This window comes from Enterobacter sp. kpr-6, assembly GCF_900116015.1.
In the GTDB taxonomy this organism is placed as follows: domain Bacteria; phylum Pseudomonadota; class Gammaproteobacteria; order Enterobacterales; family Enterobacteriaceae; genus Enterobacter_D.
On the sequence record NZ_FOYH01000003.1, the window covers coordinates 60,685 to 77,777 of the forward strand.

15 protein-coding genes are annotated in these 17,093 nt (G+C 57.3%); 10 read left to right on the forward strand and 5 right to left on the reverse strand.

Translation table 11 applies throughout. The features are described 5' to 3' along the window. Positions 1 to 82 precede the first annotated feature (82 nt). Positions 83 to 1,006: a LysR substrate-binding domain-containing protein gene (locus BM373_RS09260; protein ID WP_090461151.1), complete on the reverse strand. Its 924-nt coding sequence runs from the start codon at positions 1,004 to 1,006 to the stop codon at positions 83 to 85. A 303-nt stretch (positions 1,007 to 1,309) separates the two neighbouring features. Here BM373_RS09260 and BM373_RS09265 point away from each other — a divergent pair, with 303 nt between their 5' ends. Continuing rightward, positions 1,310 to 2,653 (forward strand): 2-oxoadipate dioxygenase/decarboxylase HglS, encoded by a 1,344-nt coding sequence (locus tag BM373_RS09265; RefSeq protein ID WP_090461152.1) that lies wholly within the window; start codon positions 1,310 to 1,312, stop codon positions 2,651 to 2,653. A 36-nt stretch (positions 2,654 to 2,689) separates the two neighbouring features. Next, on the forward strand, positions 2,690 to 4,195 hold the full coding sequence (locus BM373_RS09270; protein ID WP_090461153.1) for a carboxylesterase/lipase family protein: 1,506 nt from the start codon (positions 2,690 to 2,692) through the stop codon (positions 4,193 to 4,195). On the opposite strand, the gene BM373_RS09275 is transcribed toward BM373_RS09270, so the two are convergent. Beyond that, positions 4,182 to 5,033, reverse strand: a complete 852-nt coding sequence (locus BM373_RS09275; protein WP_090461154.1) for a LysR substrate-binding domain-containing protein — start codon at positions 5,031 to 5,033, stop codon at positions 4,182 to 4,184. The genes BM373_RS09270 and BM373_RS09275 overlap by 14 nt on opposite strands. Positions 5,034 to 5,145: 112 nt before the next feature. Here BM373_RS09275 and BM373_RS09280 point away from each other — a divergent pair, with 112 nt between their 5' ends. The 4 genes from BM373_RS09280 to rimL all read left to right on the forward strand — a co-directional run bounded on the left by BM373_RS09280 (position 5,146) and on the right by rimL (position 9,643). After that, positions 5,146 to 6,315: a pyridoxal phosphate-dependent aminotransferase gene (locus BM373_RS09280; protein ID WP_090461603.1), complete on the forward strand. Its 1,170-nt coding sequence runs from the start codon at positions 5,146 to 5,148 to the stop codon at positions 6,313 to 6,315. A 12-nt stretch (positions 6,316 to 6,327) separates the two neighbouring features. Next, positions 6,328 to 7,107, forward strand: a complete 780-nt coding sequence (locus BM373_RS09285) for a transporter substrate-binding domain-containing protein (protein ID WP_090461155.1) — start codon at positions 6,328 to 6,330, stop codon at positions 7,105 to 7,107. A gap of 232 nt (positions 7,108 to 7,339) precedes the next feature. Further along, on the forward strand, positions 7,340 to 8,995 hold the full coding sequence (locus tag BM373_RS09290; RefSeq protein ID WP_090461156.1) for a glucan biosynthesis protein D: 1,656 nt from the start codon (positions 7,340 to 7,342) through the stop codon (positions 8,993 to 8,995). A gap of 105 nt (positions 8,996 to 9,100) precedes the next feature. Continuing rightward, a complete protein-coding gene (gene rimL / locus BM373_RS09295; protein ID WP_090461157.1) occupies positions 9,101 to 9,643 on the forward strand; it encodes a 50S ribosomal protein L7/L12-serine acetyltransferase in 543 nt (180 codons plus the stop codon). Here the strand turns inward: rimL and ydcK are convergent. Next, a complete protein-coding gene (gene ydcK, locus BM373_RS09300; RefSeq protein ID WP_090461158.1) occupies positions 9,635 to 10,615 on the reverse strand; it encodes a YdcK family protein in 981 nt (326 codons plus the stop codon). The genes rimL and ydcK overlap by 9 nt on opposite strands. A gap of 112 nt (positions 10,616 to 10,727) precedes the next feature. Between ydcK and tehA the strand changes: the two genes are divergently transcribed. Both tehA and tehB read left to right on the forward strand, forming a co-directional pair. Next, positions 10,728 to 11,732, forward strand: coding sequence for a dicarboxylate transporter/tellurite-resistance protein TehA (tehA, locus tag BM373_RS09305; RefSeq protein ID WP_090461159.1), 1,005 nt, complete (start codon positions 10,728 to 10,730; stop codon positions 11,730 to 11,732). Next, the gene (gene tehB / locus BM373_RS09310; RefSeq protein WP_090461160.1) at positions 11,729 to 12,325 is read left to right on the forward strand and encodes a tellurite resistance methyltransferase TehB; all 597 of its coding nucleotides are present in this window, start codon (positions 11,729 to 11,731) and stop codon (positions 12,323 to 12,325) included. Before tehA ends, tehB begins: the two co-directional genes overlap by 4 nt. Here tehB and pepT read toward each other — a convergent pair. Beyond that, the gene (pepT, locus tag BM373_RS09315; protein WP_090461161.1) at positions 12,322 to 13,551 is read right to left on the reverse strand and encodes a peptidase T; all 1,230 of its coding nucleotides are present in this window, start codon (positions 13,549 to 13,551) and stop codon (positions 12,322 to 12,324) included. The genes tehB and pepT overlap by 4 nt on opposite strands. A gap of 114 nt (positions 13,552 to 13,665) precedes the next feature. Between pepT and BM373_RS09320 the strand changes: the two genes are divergently transcribed. Both BM373_RS09320 and BM373_RS09325 read left to right on the forward strand, forming a co-directional pair. Beyond that, a complete protein-coding gene (locus BM373_RS09320; RefSeq protein WP_090461162.1) occupies positions 13,666 to 15,261 on the forward strand; it encodes an ABC transporter substrate-binding protein in 1,596 nt (531 codons plus the stop codon). 133 nt (positions 15,262 to 15,394) lie between these two features. Continuing rightward, positions 15,395 to 16,063, forward strand: coding sequence for a DUF3313 domain-containing protein (locus BM373_RS09325; protein ID WP_090461163.1), 669 nt, complete (start codon positions 15,395 to 15,397; stop codon positions 16,061 to 16,063). On the opposite strand, the gene BM373_RS09330 is transcribed toward BM373_RS09325, so the two are convergent. Further along, positions 16,064 to 16,990, reverse strand: coding sequence for a DMT family transporter (locus BM373_RS09330; RefSeq protein WP_090461164.1), 927 nt, complete (start codon positions 16,988 to 16,990; stop codon positions 16,064 to 16,066). Positions 16,991 to 17,093 lie beyond the last annotated feature (103 nt).

A 17,093-nucleotide genomic window follows, 5' to 3' on the forward strand; every position in this document is an offset into this window, starting at 1 on the left:
TAACAACAACCCTTAATCAACAACCATTTTTTATCACACAATTAACAAAAAAGTCACTGATTGCGCAACAGGCGGCGGGGCTTTACTCCGGCACCGATTTGCGGATTGCCGCAAGCAAGGTTTGCGCGCCGGGCGAGAAGGCGGCGTCGGTGCGGGTAATGATGCCGATAGGCTCACCGGCACCCAGCGCGGGAACCGGCAGGGCGGAGAGCGTCTGTCGGCGCAGGTCATCTTTTACCGCACCCGATGGCACAAACCAGACGTAGTTATAATCCACCGTCAACTGGCGGGAGAGCGAGGCGGAGAGTGTTTCAATGCAGCCCGACGGCAGCGTGCAGCCCTGCGAGGCAAGTAACGCCTCCGTGTGCTGGCGCGGCGCAGTCCCGACCGGGGCGACCACCACCGGCCACTCCAGCACGCGGCTCAGGGTGACGGTATCCGCCAGCAGCGGGTGGCGCGGGTGCACTACTAAACGAAGCGATTCCAGGAACAGCAGTTCGTAATTCAGCCCGCTCATCAGTTCCGGGTCAGACATGCGACCGATGCCGATATCCAGCTCGCCGGTTTTCAGGCCCGCCAGCAGCATCGGGTTATTCATGGTCGCCACCTGAAGGGTGATGTGCGGCATATGGGTATGAAAATGTCCGAGCACGGCGGGCAGAATGCCCAGTGCGGCGGTGGGTAGCGCGCCGATGCGCACCACATCATTCTTCGCGCCCTCTTTGCGGGTAAGCGATTGCCCGGCGGTATTGAGCGCATCGAGCACACGCACGGCGTGAGTAAGAAATTGTTCACCCACCAGCGTCAGTTGCGCGCCCATGCGTCCGCGATCAAAAAGCCGCGTTCCGGTAAGTTGTTCCAGCTCGTTCAGGGTTTTTGAGAGTGCAGGCTGGCTTAAGTTAAGCGTTTCAGCCGCGCGCCCCAGGGTTCCCTGTTGAGCGACGGCGACAAACGTATGAAGGTGGCGCAAGCGGATGCGCTGACTAAACAGACCATTTTTTTCCATAAGTAATGTTAAAAACAGAGCGCCGTGGATGACAAGAGAAGTTGTTTAATATTGATAACCTGCTAGCAAAATATTATTAACATTTAATCCATTTGACTTACAAACGCTTTTTCGGGCTGGCGCTTTTTTTCGCGCGCTGACGGTGGGCCATGCGCCAGTAAATTCCGGGTCCGGCTCTATAAGATTTCGTTATGCAAGCCAGCGTTCTTCTCTCTTTTGCCGCGATCACACTTTGTAAATTCTTCCCGCGCGTGCTGGCAGCCTTCTCTACACTCCAGGTATATCAACCGGAGACTAATAAATATGGCGGAGATCGTCGCGGCAGATGACATTCGGGAAGCCTTTTCTCAGGCTATGTCAGCAATGTATCAACAGGAAGTGCCGCAGTACGGCACGCTTCTGGAACTGGTAGCGGATGTGAATCTGGCGGTGCTGGAACATCACCCTAAGCTGCATGAACAACTGGCAAATGCCGATGAACTGGCGCGGCTTAACGTCGAGCGCCACGGGGCGATTCGCGTGGGCAAGGCCTCGGAACTGGCGACGCTGCGGCGCATGTTTGCGGTGATGGGGATGCATCCGGTCAGCTATTACGATCTTTCTCAGGCGGGCGTGCCGGTGCATTCCACCGCGTTCCGGCCTGTTGATGACGCCTCGCTGTGCAAAAATCCGTTTCGCGTGTTTACCTCGCTGTTGCGGCTGGAGCTGATCGAAAACGAGGCGTTGCGCAAGCGGGCGGCCACCATTCTTGATAAGCGCAATATTTTTACGCCGGGCTGCCTCGCGCTGCTCGATCTTCATGCCCGACAGGGCGGGTTTACCCAGACCGAAGCCAGTGAATTTGTGCGCGAGGCGCTGGAAACATTCCGCTGGCACCGTCATGCGACGGTCGATCACGAGACGTATCTTGCGCTGCACAATGAGCACCGGCTGATTGCCGATGTGGTGTGCTTCCCTGGCTGCCACATTAATCACTTAACGCCGCGCACGCTGGATATCGACCAGGTGCAGTCGCTGATGCCGGAATATGGCATTGAACCGAAAGTATTGATCGAAGGCCCGCCGCGCCGGGAAGTGCCCGTCCTGCTGCGTCAGACCAGCTTTAAGGCGCTGGAAGAAGCGGTCTCTTTTACCGGCAGAGAAGAGGGAACCCATACCGCGCGCTTCGGTGAAATCGAACAGCGCGGTGTGGCCCTGACGCCAAAAGGCCGGGCGCTGTATGACCGCCTGCTGGCTGAGGCCGGAACCGCAAAAGATAACCTGACGCACCAGTTCCATTTGCAGGAGGTGTTTAAAGCCTTCCCCGACAGCGAAATGCTGCTGCGCCATCAGGGACTGGCTTATTTCCGCTATCGGCTGACGCCGACCGGGGAAGCGCATCGCCAGTCCTTTGGTCCCGGCGACGATCCGCAGCCGCTGATTGAACGCGGCTGGCTGATGGCGCAACCCATCACCTATGAAGATTTCCTCCCGGTCAGCGCGGCGGGGATTTTCCAGTCCAATCTGGGCAACGAAACCCAGCAACGTCAGCACGGTAACGCCAGCCGGGCGTCGTTCGAACAGGCGCTCGGCGCGGCGGTGCTGGATGAGTTTGAGCTTTACCAGGCGGCAGAGGATCGCAGCAAACGGCGTTGCGGTCTGCTATAACTGCCAGACTGTCAGGTAAAGGAAACAAACAGGGTTATGGAAAATTCCTCCACCCCGGTGGCGCAAACCCGCCAGGGGAACATTATTGGTCTTGCCGAAGATGACGTGCACGTCTGGCGTGGCATTCCTTATGCGCAGCCCCCCGTTGGCGCGCTGCGCTGGCGTGCGCCGCAGCCGTTAGAAAAGGCGCACACGCCTTACGTCGCCGACGCCTTTTCCGCTTCAAGCTGGCAGAACAGCGATTACTGCCGGGAACTGGGCGGCGGCGATCCGGGCCGTTTCTCAGAAGACTGTCTCTATTTAAATATCTGGTCACCTGCCGCCCGCACGGAACCACTGCCGGTGATGGTCTGGCTGCACGGTGGCGGCTTTACCATCGGCGCGGGCGGTCTGCCACCCTATAACGGCAGTGCGCTGGCGCGTCGGGATGTGGTGATTGTGACGGTCAACTATCGCCTCGGTCATCTGGGTTTTTTTGCCCATCCGGCGCTGGAAGCAGAAGCGGGGGAGACGTTTTATAACTTCGCGCTGCTCGATCAGATCGCCGCGCTGCGCTGGGTAAAAGAACATATTCACGCCTTTGGCGGCGATGCCGGTAACGTCACGCTGTTTGGTGAATCCGCAGGCGCACGCAGCGTGCTGTCGCTGCAGGTGTCACCGCTGGCAAAAGATCTGTTTCACAAAGCGATTATTCAGAGCGGTTATTCGCTGCCTGATACCGCCCGCGAACACGCGCTGGCGAAGGGTGAGGCGGTGGCAACACATCTCGGACTTGAAAACGCCACGGCAGAACAGTTACGCGATCTGCCCGCTGACGCCTTCTGGAAACTGGTCGCGCCGCATACCATTGCGCCCGCGCCGATAGTCGGCGATGCGGTGCTGCCGCAGCCGATGCTGGATATGTTCTTCCACGCCCGTCAGCACCCGATGCCCGTCATGATCGGCTCGAACAGCGATGAAGCGAGTGTGATGGCGGTGTTTGGCGTCGATCTCGCCGGGCAAATTCAGAAGCTGCGACGCGAGCGGCGGTTTGGCCTCGGCTTGATCAAACTGCTCTATCCCGGCGTGAAAGGGGATGTGGAACTGGGACGCCAGGTGTGCCGCGACATGGCGTTCACCACCATGGGATACGTGGTCATGCAAGCGCAGCAGCGTCTTAATCAACCGTGCTGGCGCTACTGGTTTGATTATGTGGCAGAAGCGGAACACGACACCTACCCGCACGGGGCCTGGCACGGCAACGAAGTGCCCTATGTCTTTGACACGCTTGGGCAGATTTCACCCGCCAAAGAGTACGTCACCGCAAATGACCTGGCCTTTGCCGCCCACGTCGCGGATTACTGGGCCAGTTTTGCCCGTAAAGCCCACCAGTGCGAGGTGCTTTCCGGCCCTGTACGCTGGGCGGCAAGCGTGCGCGGTAAGGATCGGCTGTTGCGCATCGGTTTGAATAAATATGCAGGATTTAAGCTGGTTAACCGTTTCATGCGTGCGCGAATGGCGCTGTTTAAACGCGTCATGCGTCATCACGTTACGCTGGATTAACCGCCAGCATCACCTCGCGGAAACTCGCCAGTCCAGCCGCTTTGCTGTGCGATTCCCGCAGCACCAGCCGGTAGCTTGCGCCGGTCCTGATACTGGCGGCAAACGGGCGCACCAGCCGTCCGGCGCGTAAATCTTCCGCCACCAGGGTTTCATCGGCAATGGCCACGCCAAAGCCCTGGATGGCGGCACCAATCGCCAGATCCATGGTGTCAAAGTGTTGATTTTTTTTCATGACCGCGCGGGAGATCCCCTGGCTGGTCAGCCACAGCGACCAGTCGGTGTTATCGCGGGTAGGGTGCAGAAAGGTCAGCGTGCTCAGATCAGCGGGCGCGGCGATATCACCGCCCGTCACCGGGGTCAGCGCCTCTTCAAACAGGAAATCTCCGGCACTGAGCTGGGTGCCAAACACAATCGCCGCGTCGAACGGCTCGGTTTTGAAATTCACCGTGTGATCGTTGGTGGTGGTCAGGGCGATTTGCAGATCCGGCGCGGTCCGCTCCAGACGTAGCAGGCGCGGCACCAGCCAGCGAAGCGCGCAGGTCGGCGCTTTCAGCCGCACCACCGTCTGCTGCTGGCGGGCTTTTTCCGCCACCGTTGCCAGTTGCTCAAAGGCCACCTGCAGTTCAGGCAGCAGGGCGCTGCCCTGCGGTGAGAGGTGCAAACCGCGGGCGTGACGCTCGAACAGCGGGAAACCAAACCACTGCTCCAGCGAGGCGATTTTGCGGCTCACCGCGCCCTGCGTCAGGCAAAGCTCTTTTGCCGCATGGGTCAGATTCAGGTGGCGGGCGGTGATCAGAAATGCGCTGATGGCGTTAAGCGGTAACGTGCGGGAGGGCATGGCGACTCCAGGTATGCGTTTTTGTCATGGCTATTATGACAACAATTCGGTTGTCGGCTCAATCGACTTTTGGTTTGAATGGTTATGCAATTTTACCCAGAAAGGAACCATGATGACGTTGCGTACTCCGGTGCAAACCCGCTCAAAACTGCCCGATGTTGGCACCACTATTTTTACCGTGATCGGCCAGCTTTCCGCTGAGCACAACGCCATTAATCTTTCGCAGGGCGCGCCGAACTTTTCCTGTGACGCCGGACTGATTGCGGGCGTTACCCGCGCGATGCAGGAAGGGCATAACCAGTACGCCGCCATGACCGGCCTGCGCACCCTGAAAGAGCGGATCGCAGATAAAATCGCCACGCTGTATGGCACCCGTTATGACGTTGATCGCGAAGTGCTGATCACCGCCAGCGCCAGCGAAGGGCTCTACTCTGCCATCAGCGGGCTGGTGCATCCGGGCGATGAGGTGATTTACTTTGAGCCATCGTTCGACAGCTACGCGCCGATTGTGCGCTTGCAGGGCGCAACGCCGGTCGCCATCAAACTCACGGTGCCCGATTTTAAGGTCAACTGGGACGAAGTAAGCGCCGCCATTACACCACGTACGCGGATGATCATTGTTAACTCGCCGCACAATCCCAGCGGGCAGGTGTTTTCTAAAGAGGATCTGGCGCACCTGGCGCGGCTCACCAGCAACACCGACATCGTGATTTTGTCCGATGAAGTGTATGAGCATGTGGTGTTTGACGGCGAACCGCATCACGGCATGGCCACGCACCCGGAGCTGGCCCAGCGCAGCGTGATTATCTCCTCGTTTGGCAAAACCTATCACGTCACCGGCTGGCGGGTGGGCTACTGCGTCGCCCCGTACGAACTGATGGAGGAGATCTGCAAGGTGCATCAGTTTTTGATGTTCTCCGCCGACACGCCGATGCAGTACGCCTTTGCTGAACATATGAACGATCCGCAGACCTGGCTTTCGCTCGCTCCCTTTTATCAGCGCAAGCGCGACCTGCTGCAAACGCTGCTGGCGGAATCGCCGTTCCGTCTGTTACCGAGTGCCGGATCGTTTTTCCTGCTTGCCGATTACAGCCATTTCAGCGATGAAAGTGACAGCGAGTTAGTTAAGCGATTAATTGTTGAATACGGTGTTGCCACCATTCCGTTATCCGCGTTTTATACCGACGGGACGGATAACAAACTGATCCGCCTCTCTTTTGCGAAAGACGAGGCGACATTACGGGCAGGGGCGCAGGCCCTGTGTCGGGTTAAGCCACGCTAAGGAGCGTTATTGATGAAATTAAAAGCACTCTGTCTGGGAATGGGTCTGCTTTGCTCGCTGTCCTCTTTTGCTGCCACAGAATTACGTTACGGGCTGGAAGCGGAATACCCGCCGTTTGAAAGCCGCAACGCCGCAGGCGAACTGGAAGGTTTTGATATCGAACTGGGTAAGGCGATTTGTACGGCGGCGGCGCTGAAATGCAGTTGGGTGGAGACCTCATTCGATGCGCTGATCCCGGGCCTGATGGCGAAAAAATTCGATGCCATTAACTCGGCGATGAACATTACCGATCAACGCAAGCAAAGCATCGATTTCACCCAGCCTATCTATCGCATTCCTTCCCAACTGGTGGGCAAAGCGGGCGACGGGATGGAAGCGACGCCGGAAGGACTGAAGGGGAAAACCATCGGCGTACTGCAAGGTTCCATTCAGGAAACCTATGCCAAAGAGCACTGGGAAAAGCAGGGTGTCACTGTAGTGTCGTATAAAGATCAGAATATGGCGTGGGCGGATTTGCAAAACGGGCGGATTGACGCCTCGCTGGTGATGTCTGCCGCAGGCCAGGCCGGGTTCCTCAGCAAACCACAAGGCAAAGGCTTTGGATTTATCGGTAAACCAGTGTCCGACGATACGATCCTCGGCAGCGGCATCGGTTTTGGGCTGCGTAAAGGCGATGAGGCCAGCAAAAAGCAGCTTGACGCCGCCATAGATAAAGTCCGTGCCGACGGCACGATAACAAAGCTTGCCGCTAAATACTTTCCGGGTATTGATGTCAGTGTAAGCACGCAATAAGCCTCAATTTTGCCCCTGTCCGCTGATGTACGGGCGGGGGTTTTTTATACCTTTCTTTACCTTCGAATCAGCCTTTTCCCCTCGACATTCAAAAAAGCGTGATTTGTCCCCGCGATCGTTAACCAACCATTGGATTCTGAATGATTATTGTCTAGAGTGGACGGGTTTTTTCTGCCGCGCAGGCTTTCTGGCAGAGATCCTTTCACACGACCAAAAGGACGTATTCTCAGGCATGAACCGCAGACGTTTTATTAAATCCTCAATGGCTCTGGCCGCTGCATGCGGGACAACCGGACTCGCTTCTCTCTTTTCGCGCGAGGCTTTTGCGGCGGATTCAGATATCGCCGACGGTCAGAGCCGTCGCTTCGATTTTTCCGTGTTGCAATCCATGGCGCACGATATCGCACAAAGTCCGTGGGGCGGTGCACCCAAAGCACTGCCTGCGACGCTGGCAACGCTCACGCCGCAGGCGTACAACAGCATTCAGTATGACGCGCAGCATTCGTTGTGGAATAACATTCCCGACCGCCAGCTTGACGTGCAGTTCTTCCACGTCGGCATGGGCTTTCGTCGCCGCGTGCGGATGTTCTCCCTCGATCCGGTGAACCATCAGGCGCGTGAGATCCATTTCCGCCCTGAATTGTTCAACTATCACGACGCGGGTGTGGACACGAAGCAGTTAGAAGGGCAGAGCGATCTCGGTTTTGCCGGATTCCGCGCCTTCAAAGCCCCGGAACTGGCGCGCCGCGATATCGTCTCTTTCCTCGGCGCGAGCTATTTCCGCGCGGTGGACAGCACCTATCAGTACGGTTTGTCGGCACGCGGCGTTGCGATCGATACCTTTACCGATACGCCGGAAGAGTTCCCGGATTTCACCTCGTTCTGGTTTGAAACCGCCGGGGCGAATGACACCACCTTTACGGTTTACGCCCTGCTCGACAGCCCGAGCCTGACCGGTGCGTATAAGTTCGTGATCCACTGCGAGAAGAGCCAGGTGATCATGGAGGTGGATAACCACCTGTATGCGCGTAAAGACATCAAACAGCTCGGCATTGCGCCGATGACCAGCATGTTTAGCTGCGGCAACAACGAGCGCCGGATGTGCGACACCATCCACCCGCAAATCCACGATTCCGACCGCCTGGCGATGTGGCGCGGCAACGGCGAGTGGATCTGCCGCCCGCTGAACAACCCGCAAAAATTGCAGTTCAACGCCTATCAGGATAACAACCCGAAAGGCTTCGGTTTGCTGCAACTTGACCGCGATTTCTCCCACTATCAGGACATTATGGGCTGGTACAACAAGCGTCCAAGTCTGTGGGTGGAGCCGCGTAACAAGTGGGGCAAAGGCGCGGTGGGGCTGATGGAGATCCCGACCACCGGCGAAACGCTGGATAACATCGTCTGCTTCTGGCAGCCGGAAAAGCCGATCAAAGCGGGCGACGATCTGGAATTCCAGTATCGCCTGTTCTGGAGCGCGCAGCCGCCGGTGCATACGCCGATGGCCCGCGTACTGGCGACCCGCACGGGTATGGGCGGCTTCCCGGAAGGCTGGGCACCAGGCGAGCACTTCCCGAAAGTCTGGGCGCGCCGTTTCGCGGTGGATTTTGTTGGCGGTGATATTAAAGCCTCCGCACCGAAGGGCATAGAACCGGTGATTACGCTCTCCAACGGTGAAGCGAAGCAGGTGGAAATTCTCTACGTGGAGCCTATCGACGGCTACCGTATTCAGTTTGACTGGTATCCGACCAATGATGCTACCGACCCGGTGGACATGCGCATGTTCCTGCGCTGCCAGGGTGATGCGATCAGCGAAACCTGGCTGTACCAGTATTTCCCGCCTGCGGCAGATAAGCGCAACTATGTTGACGACAGGGTGATGCGCTAAGACCCTCACCCCGACCCTCTCCCTCAGGGAGAGGGTGGTTTTGTCCCCTCTCCCCGTGGGAGAGGGTTAGGGTGAGGGGCGAAACCGAAACCACAAGGTAAAACAATGACCGAAACCATCCCCGTCTCCGACGCCCTGCAACTCACCGCCATCCACGAGCGTTTTGTTCCCGAACTCCACCAACTGGTGCTGAAAAACAAAACCTGGCTGCAACAGTTTTTAAACTGGCCGCAGTTTGTGGGCAGTGAAGAGGACTCACTCAAAAACGCGCAAAGCAACGTCATGCTGCACGAGCGCGGCTACGCCAAAATGTTTTTGCTGATGTTTAACCAGCGCATCATCGGCGTGCTGTCGTTTAATTCCATTGAGCCGCTGAATAAAACCGGCTACATCGGGTACTGGATCGACGAAGATCATCAGGGGCAGGGGCTGTTATCCCAGGCGTTGCAGGCGTTTATCGATTACTACGTGCAGAACGGCACGATCCGTCGCTTTGTGATCAAATGCCGGGTGGCGAACGAGGCCAGCAACCAGGTGGCGCTGCGCAACGGGTTCACCCTCGAAGGGTGCCTGAAGGAAGCGGAATTTCTGAATGGCGCGTACCACGACCAGAACATCTACGCGCGCATCATCGACCGTTCAGAGTGAGCCAATCAGCGGCGTGCGGGTGATATGCTCGCTGCCGTTGATCACCTTCGGCCCGCGCAGGTGAATGCTGTTGTGCTCGTTGCTCTCGATCACCGCCTCGCCGCTGATCTCAATCTGATGCTCGATCAGCACATTGCCCGTGATTTTCACCTCGCCCTGAATCACTACCCGGTCATCCAGCAGAATCGGCCCGCCGTTAAGCCTGGCGTGACCGCCCACCAGCACGTGATGCTTTAAAATGCAGTTGCCCTCCACCACGGCGTTTTCTGCCACCTGTGCGCTGTAGCGCAGCGTCGGGATCGCATCCTCTTCCAGGCCCGCCACCAGTCGCGCGTTGCCGTACACTTTGGCGCAGTCGCAGACCCAGACATCATTCTCCTCGTTGCCTTCCAGCAGGGCGGAATCAAACACTTCCGCGCGATGCTCAATAAAGGCGTAACTCACCATCGCGTCGCCGTAGATTTGCGCCTGATGCACTACCCGTGAGCGGTTGACCGTCGCCCGCTGATAAATGCGCAGGAGCTGATGGCGATCCGGGGTTAAACCTTTGGCGGCAATAATCTCGCTGCCGTTGAGAATGCGGGCTTCGTCACAGAGCTGGCACTCGCCGCGCACCACTGATTTTTGCACCAGCACGCTGCCGGAAAGCTGTGCGCCGTGGCTGATTTCGGCCGCGTCCACCCACGCGTTCTCGCTGATGATAACGCCCTCACGCAGAATGCACGGCTGGGTAATGCGCGCATTGCCCTGCACCTGACTTGCGCCAAACACCAGACTGTTTTCATCGTAGATCCAGCAGTCGCCCTCCTGAGAAAGGGCGTTTTCATCTTCCACCCAGCCGCCGGGGGTGCCTGCGGTGACATCATTAAAATCACGCAGGGCAATAATCTGACGCAGGGTGACGCTGTGCTTTTCGCCGCGATCAAAATAGCTAAATGTGCGGCGCTCATCACTGAGCTGATATTTATTCATTGGAGAGTTTCCGTAATGGTCTCCACTAAACGTAGCAAATTTTGCGCCGCTGGCTATTGCGCGTGATTTTCCATAAAATGCATCTCAAATAACATTTTAATTATTCAACAAAATGTGTAAAAAAATTGTGAGTAAAAAGGTACTCAATCTGCCTGCCGGCTACTTCGGCATGGTGCTCGGGATCATTGGCATGGGCTTCGCCTGGCGCTATGCCAGCACCATCTGGCCGGTGACGGACCGGGTGGGCGAGGGGCTGGTGATGCTGGCAACGCTCATCTGGGCGCTGCTGGCGCTGGCGTTTCTTACCCGGCTGCTGCGCTTTCCCCACAGCGTGATCGCAGAGATCCGCCATCCGGTGATGAGCAGTTTTGTCAGCCTGTTTCCGGCCACCACCATGCTGGTGGCTATCGGTTTTGTGCCCTGGTATCGCCCGGCGTCGCTGGTGCTGTTTGGTATTGGCGTGAGCATTCAACTGGCGTATGCCGCCTGGCAATCGGCGGGGCTGTGGCGCGGGCTGCATCCGGAGGAGGCCACCACGCCGGGGCTTTACCTGCCGACGGTGGCGAATAACTTTATCAGCGCCATGGCCTGCGGCGCGCTCGGCTTTCACGATGCCGGGATTGTCTTTCTCGGCGCGGGGATCTTCTCCTGGCTGAGCCTGGAGCCGGTGATCCTGCAACGGTTGCGCAGCGCCGGCGAGTTGCCTGTTCCCCAGCGTACCTCGCTCGGCATCCAGCTTGCGCCCGCGCTGGTGGCCTGTAACGCCTGGTTAAGCGTCAACGGCGGCGAGGCGGATACGCTCGCCAAAATGCTGTTTGGCTATGGCCTGCTGCAACTGTTGTTCACGCTGCGCCTGCTGCCGTGGTACCTCACGCAGCCGTTTAACGCCACTTTCTGGAGCTTCTCATTCGGCGTGTCGGCGCTGGCGTCCACCGGGCTGCATCTGGGCCACAGTGTGGGGCCGGGCTTTTTTCACACCCTGGCGCTGCCGCTGTTTCTGTTCACCAATCTGATTATCGCCCTGCTGATGTTGCAGACGCTGAAGCTGTTATGGCAGGGCAAACTGTTAACGCGCGTCGATCCCATAACGCTTTTAAAATCCAGGAACAAACCATGACCCTTCGTGATGAAAACTATTTCACCCAGACCTACGGCCTGACCCGCACGCACTCTGAAATTCTTGAAGCCATGGCCCAGGTTCCGCCAGGCAAAACGCTGGATCTGGGCTGTGGCAACGGGCGCAACAGCGTCTATCTCGCCGCCAACGGCTTCGACGTGACGGCGTGGGATAAAAACCCGGCCAGCATCGCCAATCTGGAGCGCATTAAGGCGGCGGAAGGGCTGGATAACCTCGATATCGCCATTAAAGATCTCAACACGCTGACCTTTGACGGCGAGTACGATTTTATTTTCTCAACCGTGGTGATGATGTTTTTAGAGGCGAAAACCATTCCGGGGTTGATCGCCAATATGCAGCGCTGCACGAAGCCTGGCGGCTACAACCTGATCGTGGCGGCGATGGATACGGCGGATTACCCGTGCACGGTGGGTTTCCCTTTTGCCTTTAAAGAAGGGGAGCTGCGCGATTATTACGCGGGCTGGGAGCAACTGAAATATAACGAAGACGTCGGTGAGTTACACCGCACCGACGCCAACGGTAACCGCATCAAATTACGCTTTGCCACGCTTCTGGCGCGAAAAAGCGCTTAACGCGCGGCGAGCAGGCAGAGCTGTAGCGCCACGTTGTAAGAGGCCTCGAAGGATTTCAGCGGCAGGAATTCAAAGCGCGAATGGAAGTTGTGCGCGCCGGTGAAAAAGTTCGGGGTCAGAATGCCTTTCGCGGAGAGCGCCGCGCCGTCGGTGCCGCCGCGCATCGGTGTTGGTTTCGGCGTCACGCCTGCCTGTTCCATCGCCTCAAAAATCAGATCCACCGCCCGGCGATCCTCGCCAATCGCATTGCTGATGTTGCTGTAAACGTCGGTCACTTCAAATTCGACTTTGGCCGTCGGGTGCGCCTGGGCGATCAGTTCCGCCACTTCGCCAATCTGCTGTTTACGCGCCTCAAAACGAGCTTTATCAAAGTCGCGAATGCTGGCACTCAGCACCGCATAGCCCTGCACGGCTTCCATACCGTTAAACCAGACGTAGCCTTCGCGGTCAGCGGTGTGCTCCGGTGTTTGCAGGCGGTCGAAATGGTTGATGTAATCGGTCGCCATCAGCAGCGGATTCACCAGCACGCCTTTGGCGGACATTGGGTGCGCGGTCACGCCGGTGAAGCGGATCTGCGCCTGCGCCGCGTTGAAGTTTTCATAGACGATTTCACCCAGTTCGCAGCAGTCGATGGTCCAGGCAAAATCCACGTCAAAACGTTTCAGATCCAGCGCCTTCGCCCCGCGCAGGCCGACTTCTTCATCCGGCACAAACGCCACCACGATATCGCCGTGCTGATGCTCTGCGGTGAGGTTTTCCAGCAGCGTCATCACCACGGTGACGGCGGCTTTGTTATCCGCGCCAAGTACGCTGGTGCCATCGCTAAAAATGATCTCTTCATTCGGGTAGGCGAGGATTTCCGGGTGCTCATCCACGCGCAGCCAGATTTGCTGCTCCGCGTTCAGGCAGAGGTCTGTGCCAGAAAAGGTGAGGATCTGTGGATGAATATCCGGCGACAATCCGACGTCTACGGTATCGGTATGGGTAATAAAACCGATGCGCGGCGCGCCTGGCACGTTGCCTTTTTTCACGGCGGTGACGGTGGCGTGATCGTCAATCACGATGTCGCTTAAACCCAGCGTTTCCAGTTCGTTAGCCAGTTCGCGCGCCATCTCATGCTGGCCCGGCGTGGTCGGTAAAGTGGTGGCAGCGGCATCGCTTTGACTGGTGATGGCGAGGTAGCGGAAGAAGCGTTGGGTTAATTGACTGGCGAGCGGCGATGACATAGTGAATCCTTCTTTATTCGATTTATCAGGTGTTTGCAAGTTCCTTTTAATGTTATGTATGACAGGGCAAACAACAAGCAAAACTTCACCGCCGTCAAAAAAGACAGGATAAACATGATAAGCAAACCCTCTAAAATAGCGCTGGCGCTGGGCGCAATCGCGGTCAGCACCACGGTAAGCGCGAAGACACTGGTTTACTGTTCAGAAGGATCGCCGGAGAATTTTAACCCCCAGCTTTACACCTCGGGCACCAGCGTGGATGCCAGCGCCGTGCCGGTGTATAACCGCCTGGTCGAATTTAAGGTCGGCACCACTGAGCTTGAACCGAGCCTCGCCGAGCGCTGGGATGTGAGCGAAGACGGAAAAACGTACACTTTCCATCTGCGTAAAGGGGTGAAATTCCAGAGTAATAAATACTTTAAACCGACGCGCGATTTTAACGCCGACGACGTGATTTTCTCGTTTATGCGGCAAAAAGACCCGAAACATCCGTATCACAACGTCTCAAACGGCAACTACTCCAACTTTGAAAGCCTGGAGTTCGGCAAGCTGATCACCGCCATTGATAAGGTGGACGACAACACCGTGCGCTTTACGCTCGCGCACCCGGAAGCGCCGTTTGTGGCGGATCTGGCGTGGTATTTCGCCTCGATCCTCTCTGCCGAATATGCCGATGCGATGATGAAAGCGGGCACGCCGGAGCGCGTCGATATGGAGCCGATCGGCACCGGGCCGTTCCGCCTGGCGCAGTATCAGAAAGACTCACGCATTCTGTTCACCGCCTTCCCGGATTACTGGCAGGGCAAGGCGAAGCTCGACCGTCTGGTGTTCAGCATCACCCCGGACGCTTCGGTGCGCTACGCCAAACTTGAGAAAAATGAGTGTCAGGTGATGGCGTTCCCGAACCCCGCCGATCTGCCGCGCATGAAGAAAAACCCGGACATTAACCTGATGAGCAAAGCCGGGCTGAACACCGGTTTCCTCGCGCTGAACACGCAAAAAGCGCCGCTGGATAATGTGAAAGTGCGTCAGGCGCTGGCGATGGCCATCAACAAACCGGCCATTATTGATGCGGTATTCCAGGGCACCGGAACAGCGGCGAAAAACCTGCTGCCGCCGGGCGTCTGGAGCGCCGATGCGAACCTGAAAGATTACGACTACTCGCCGGAGCAGGCCAAAGCGCTGCTGAAAGAGGCCGGTTTTGACAAGGGGATGAGCATCGACCTGTGGGCGATGCCGGTGCAACGCCCGTATAATCCGAACGCCAAACGCATGGCGGAGATGATCCAGGCGGACTGGGCGAAAATCGGCGTGACGGCAAAAATCGTGACCTTCGAGTGGGGCGAATATTTAAAACGCGTGAAGGGCGGCGAGCATCAGGCGGCGCTGATGGGCTGGACAACGGCCACCGGCGACCCGGATAACTTCTTCGGCCCGCTGTTTACCTGCCAGTCGGCAGACGGCGGATCGAACTCGGCGAAATGGTGCCATCAGCCGTTCGACAAGCTGATTAGCGACGCGAAAGCGATAACCGATCAGCAAAAACGTACCGAGCTTTACACCCAGGCGCAGCAGATGATGCACGATCAGATGCCAGCGGTGATGATTGCGCACTCCACCATCTTTGAACCGGTGCGCAAAGAGGTGAAAGGCTACGAAATAGATCCTTTCGGAAAACATATTTTTTACCAGGTCGATCTGGACAAATAAAATCACACCACCTGCGTTAACCCGCAGGTGGTTTTTTTTCTTAAAGTCCCCGCCAGCACTCTTTTGGTCACAACAGCTAAGGCATTGATTTGCTATAACGCCGCCTGCATTTGTGCACTCAAAGGGAATCTTCATGCGTACCAATACTTTATGTAAAGTGGCCGTGCTCACCGGCCTGCTCGCACTGGCTGGCTGCGCGCCAAAAGTCACGCCGCCGGAACAGTATTCCGGGTTTTTAAAAGATTACGCCACGCTGCAACAAACCACTTCCGCTACCGGTAAACCGGTGATGCGTTGGGTGGACCCGAACTACAATCTTGATAACTACGACAGCATCGTTTTCCAGCCGATAACCTATTATCCCGCCCCGAAACCGACCGATCAGGTCAGCCAGCAGACGCTGGATAAACTCCTGAATTACGTGAATACCCGCCTGCAAACCGTCGCCGCACAGCGCAAACCGCTGGTGCCTGCGCCGGGCATTCACAGCCTGATTTTCCGCGGCGCAATCACCGGCGTTGATACCAGCAAAGAAGGGCTACAGTTCTATGAAGTGCTGCCGGTCGCGCTGGTCATCGCCGGGACGCAGGTGGCAACTGGCCATCGCACCATGGATACGCACCTCTATTTTGAGGGCGAGCTGATCGATGCCGCCACCAACCAGCCGGTGCTGAAGGTTGTCCGCCTGGGTGAAGGCAAAGATCTGAGCAACGAAAACACGCCGCTGACCGTGGACACCTTAAAACAGGTGGTTGATGACATGGTGACAGACGCCGCGATGTTTAAGCCCACAAAGCCATAATCACTTGCCCGGCGGCGCAACGCTCGCCGGGCCTGCGCTATACCGCCCGCGAAACCACTTCTCCGGGCGTGCAAACATCACCAGATTCCCCAGCAGAATCAACACCAGCCCAAACACCGCATTCATATGCCAGACGTAGCCTTCAAACAGCGTGGAGATGGTCAGCGCCACCAGCGGAAACAGCAGGGTGCTGTAAGCGGCGTTGCTCGCACCAATCCGCCCGATGAGGGTGAAATACGCGCCAAAGGCGATGACCGAGCCGAACAGGGCCAGATAGACCAGCGCGCCGAGATAACTCAGCGTCCATTCCGGCGTGAAATCATCGCCGCGGATCAGCGCAATCGCACCCATAATCAGCGTGCCGTAGAGCATCGCCCAGGCGTTGGTGGTCATGGTTTCCAGCCCGTTACGCTGATGACGCAGACTAATCATATTGCCCATAGAAAAACCCAGCGTGCCGAGCGCCGACAGGCCGATGCCCATCAGCAGTGTGCCGCTTAACCCCTGGCCGACCAGATCGTGCCAGAACAGCGCCACAATCCCGGTTAACCCCAACAATGCCGCGAGGAAAAAACGGGCAGGGGGTTTCTGGCCGAAAAACAGAAAGCTGTTCACGGCGTTAAACAGCACCGCCATAGAAAAAATCACCGATTCCAGCCCGGTGTTGATCCAGGCGGCGGCGGTGTAAAAACACCAGAAGTTAAAACCGAAGACACACGCGCCCTGCAACACGCAGAACAGGTGATCGCGCAGCGCCAGCGTGCGCAGGCGGCGCATAACCTTCAGGACGACCATGATGGCAAAGGTCGCCAGCGCAAACCGCCAGAAAATCGATACCGGTGCGGCCACCGTTCCCTGTTGCAGGAAGATCGCTATCCACGTGGTACCCCAAATCACTACCACCAGGCTGTATAACACTGCGTTCATTGTTTCTCTCTTTCGTTGTGATCCTGTACGCAGTGTGCGGCGTGAACGGGCGGGGGGCTTGCATAAGGCTGCGGCGGACTTGCAAAATCTTGCGCTTTTTTAC

Excerpts from the sequence above, each read along its gene's own strand:
- BM373_RS09260 (WP_090461151.1), bottom strand. The coding sequence starts at position 1,006 with ATGGAAAAAAATGGTCTGTTTAGTCAGCGCATCCGCTTGCGCCACCTT.
- BM373_RS09265 (WP_090461152.1), top strand. The coding sequence starts at position 1,310 with ATGGCGGAGATCGTCGCGGCAGATGACATTCGGGAAGCCTTTTCTCAG.
- BM373_RS09270 (WP_090461153.1), top strand. The coding sequence starts at position 2,690 with ATGGAAAATTCCTCCACCCCGGTGGCGCAAACCCGCCAGGGGAACATT.
- BM373_RS09275 (WP_090461154.1), bottom strand. The coding sequence starts at position 5,033 with ATGCCCTCCCGCACGTTACCGCTTAACGCCATCAGCGCATTTCTGATC.
- BM373_RS09280 (WP_090461603.1), top strand. The coding sequence starts at position 5,146 with ATGACGTTGCGTACTCCGGTGCAAACCCGCTCAAAACTGCCCGATGTT.
- BM373_RS09285 (WP_090461155.1), top strand. The coding sequence starts at position 6,328 with ATGAAATTAAAAGCACTCTGTCTGGGAATGGGTCTGCTTTGCTCGCTG.
- BM373_RS09290 (WP_090461156.1), top strand. The coding sequence starts at position 7,340 with ATGAACCGCAGACGTTTTATTAAATCCTCAATGGCTCTGGCCGCTGCA.
- rimL (WP_090461157.1), top strand. The coding sequence starts at position 9,101 with ATGACCGAAACCATCCCCGTCTCCGACGCCCTGCAACTCACCGCCATC.
- ydcK (WP_090461158.1), bottom strand. The coding sequence starts at position 10,615 with ATGAATAAATATCAGCTCAGTGATGAGCGCCGCACATTTAGCTATTTT.
- tehA (WP_090461159.1), top strand. The coding sequence starts at position 10,728 with ATGTGTAAAAAAATTGTGAGTAAAAAGGTACTCAATCTGCCTGCCGGC.
- tehB (WP_090461160.1), top strand. The coding sequence starts at position 11,729 with ATGACCCTTCGTGATGAAAACTATTTCACCCAGACCTACGGCCTGACC.
- pepT (WP_090461161.1), bottom strand. The coding sequence starts at position 13,551 with ATGTCATCGCCGCTCGCCAGTCAATTAACCCAACGCTTCTTCCGCTAC.
- BM373_RS09320 (WP_090461162.1), top strand. The coding sequence starts at position 13,666 with ATGATAAGCAAACCCTCTAAAATAGCGCTGGCGCTGGGCGCAATCGCG.
- BM373_RS09325 (WP_090461163.1), top strand. The coding sequence starts at position 15,395 with ATGCGTACCAATACTTTATGTAAAGTGGCCGTGCTCACCGGCCTGCTC.
- BM373_RS09330 (WP_090461164.1), bottom strand. The coding sequence starts at position 16,990 with ATGAACGCAGTGTTATACAGCCTGGTGGTAGTGATTTGGGGTACCACG.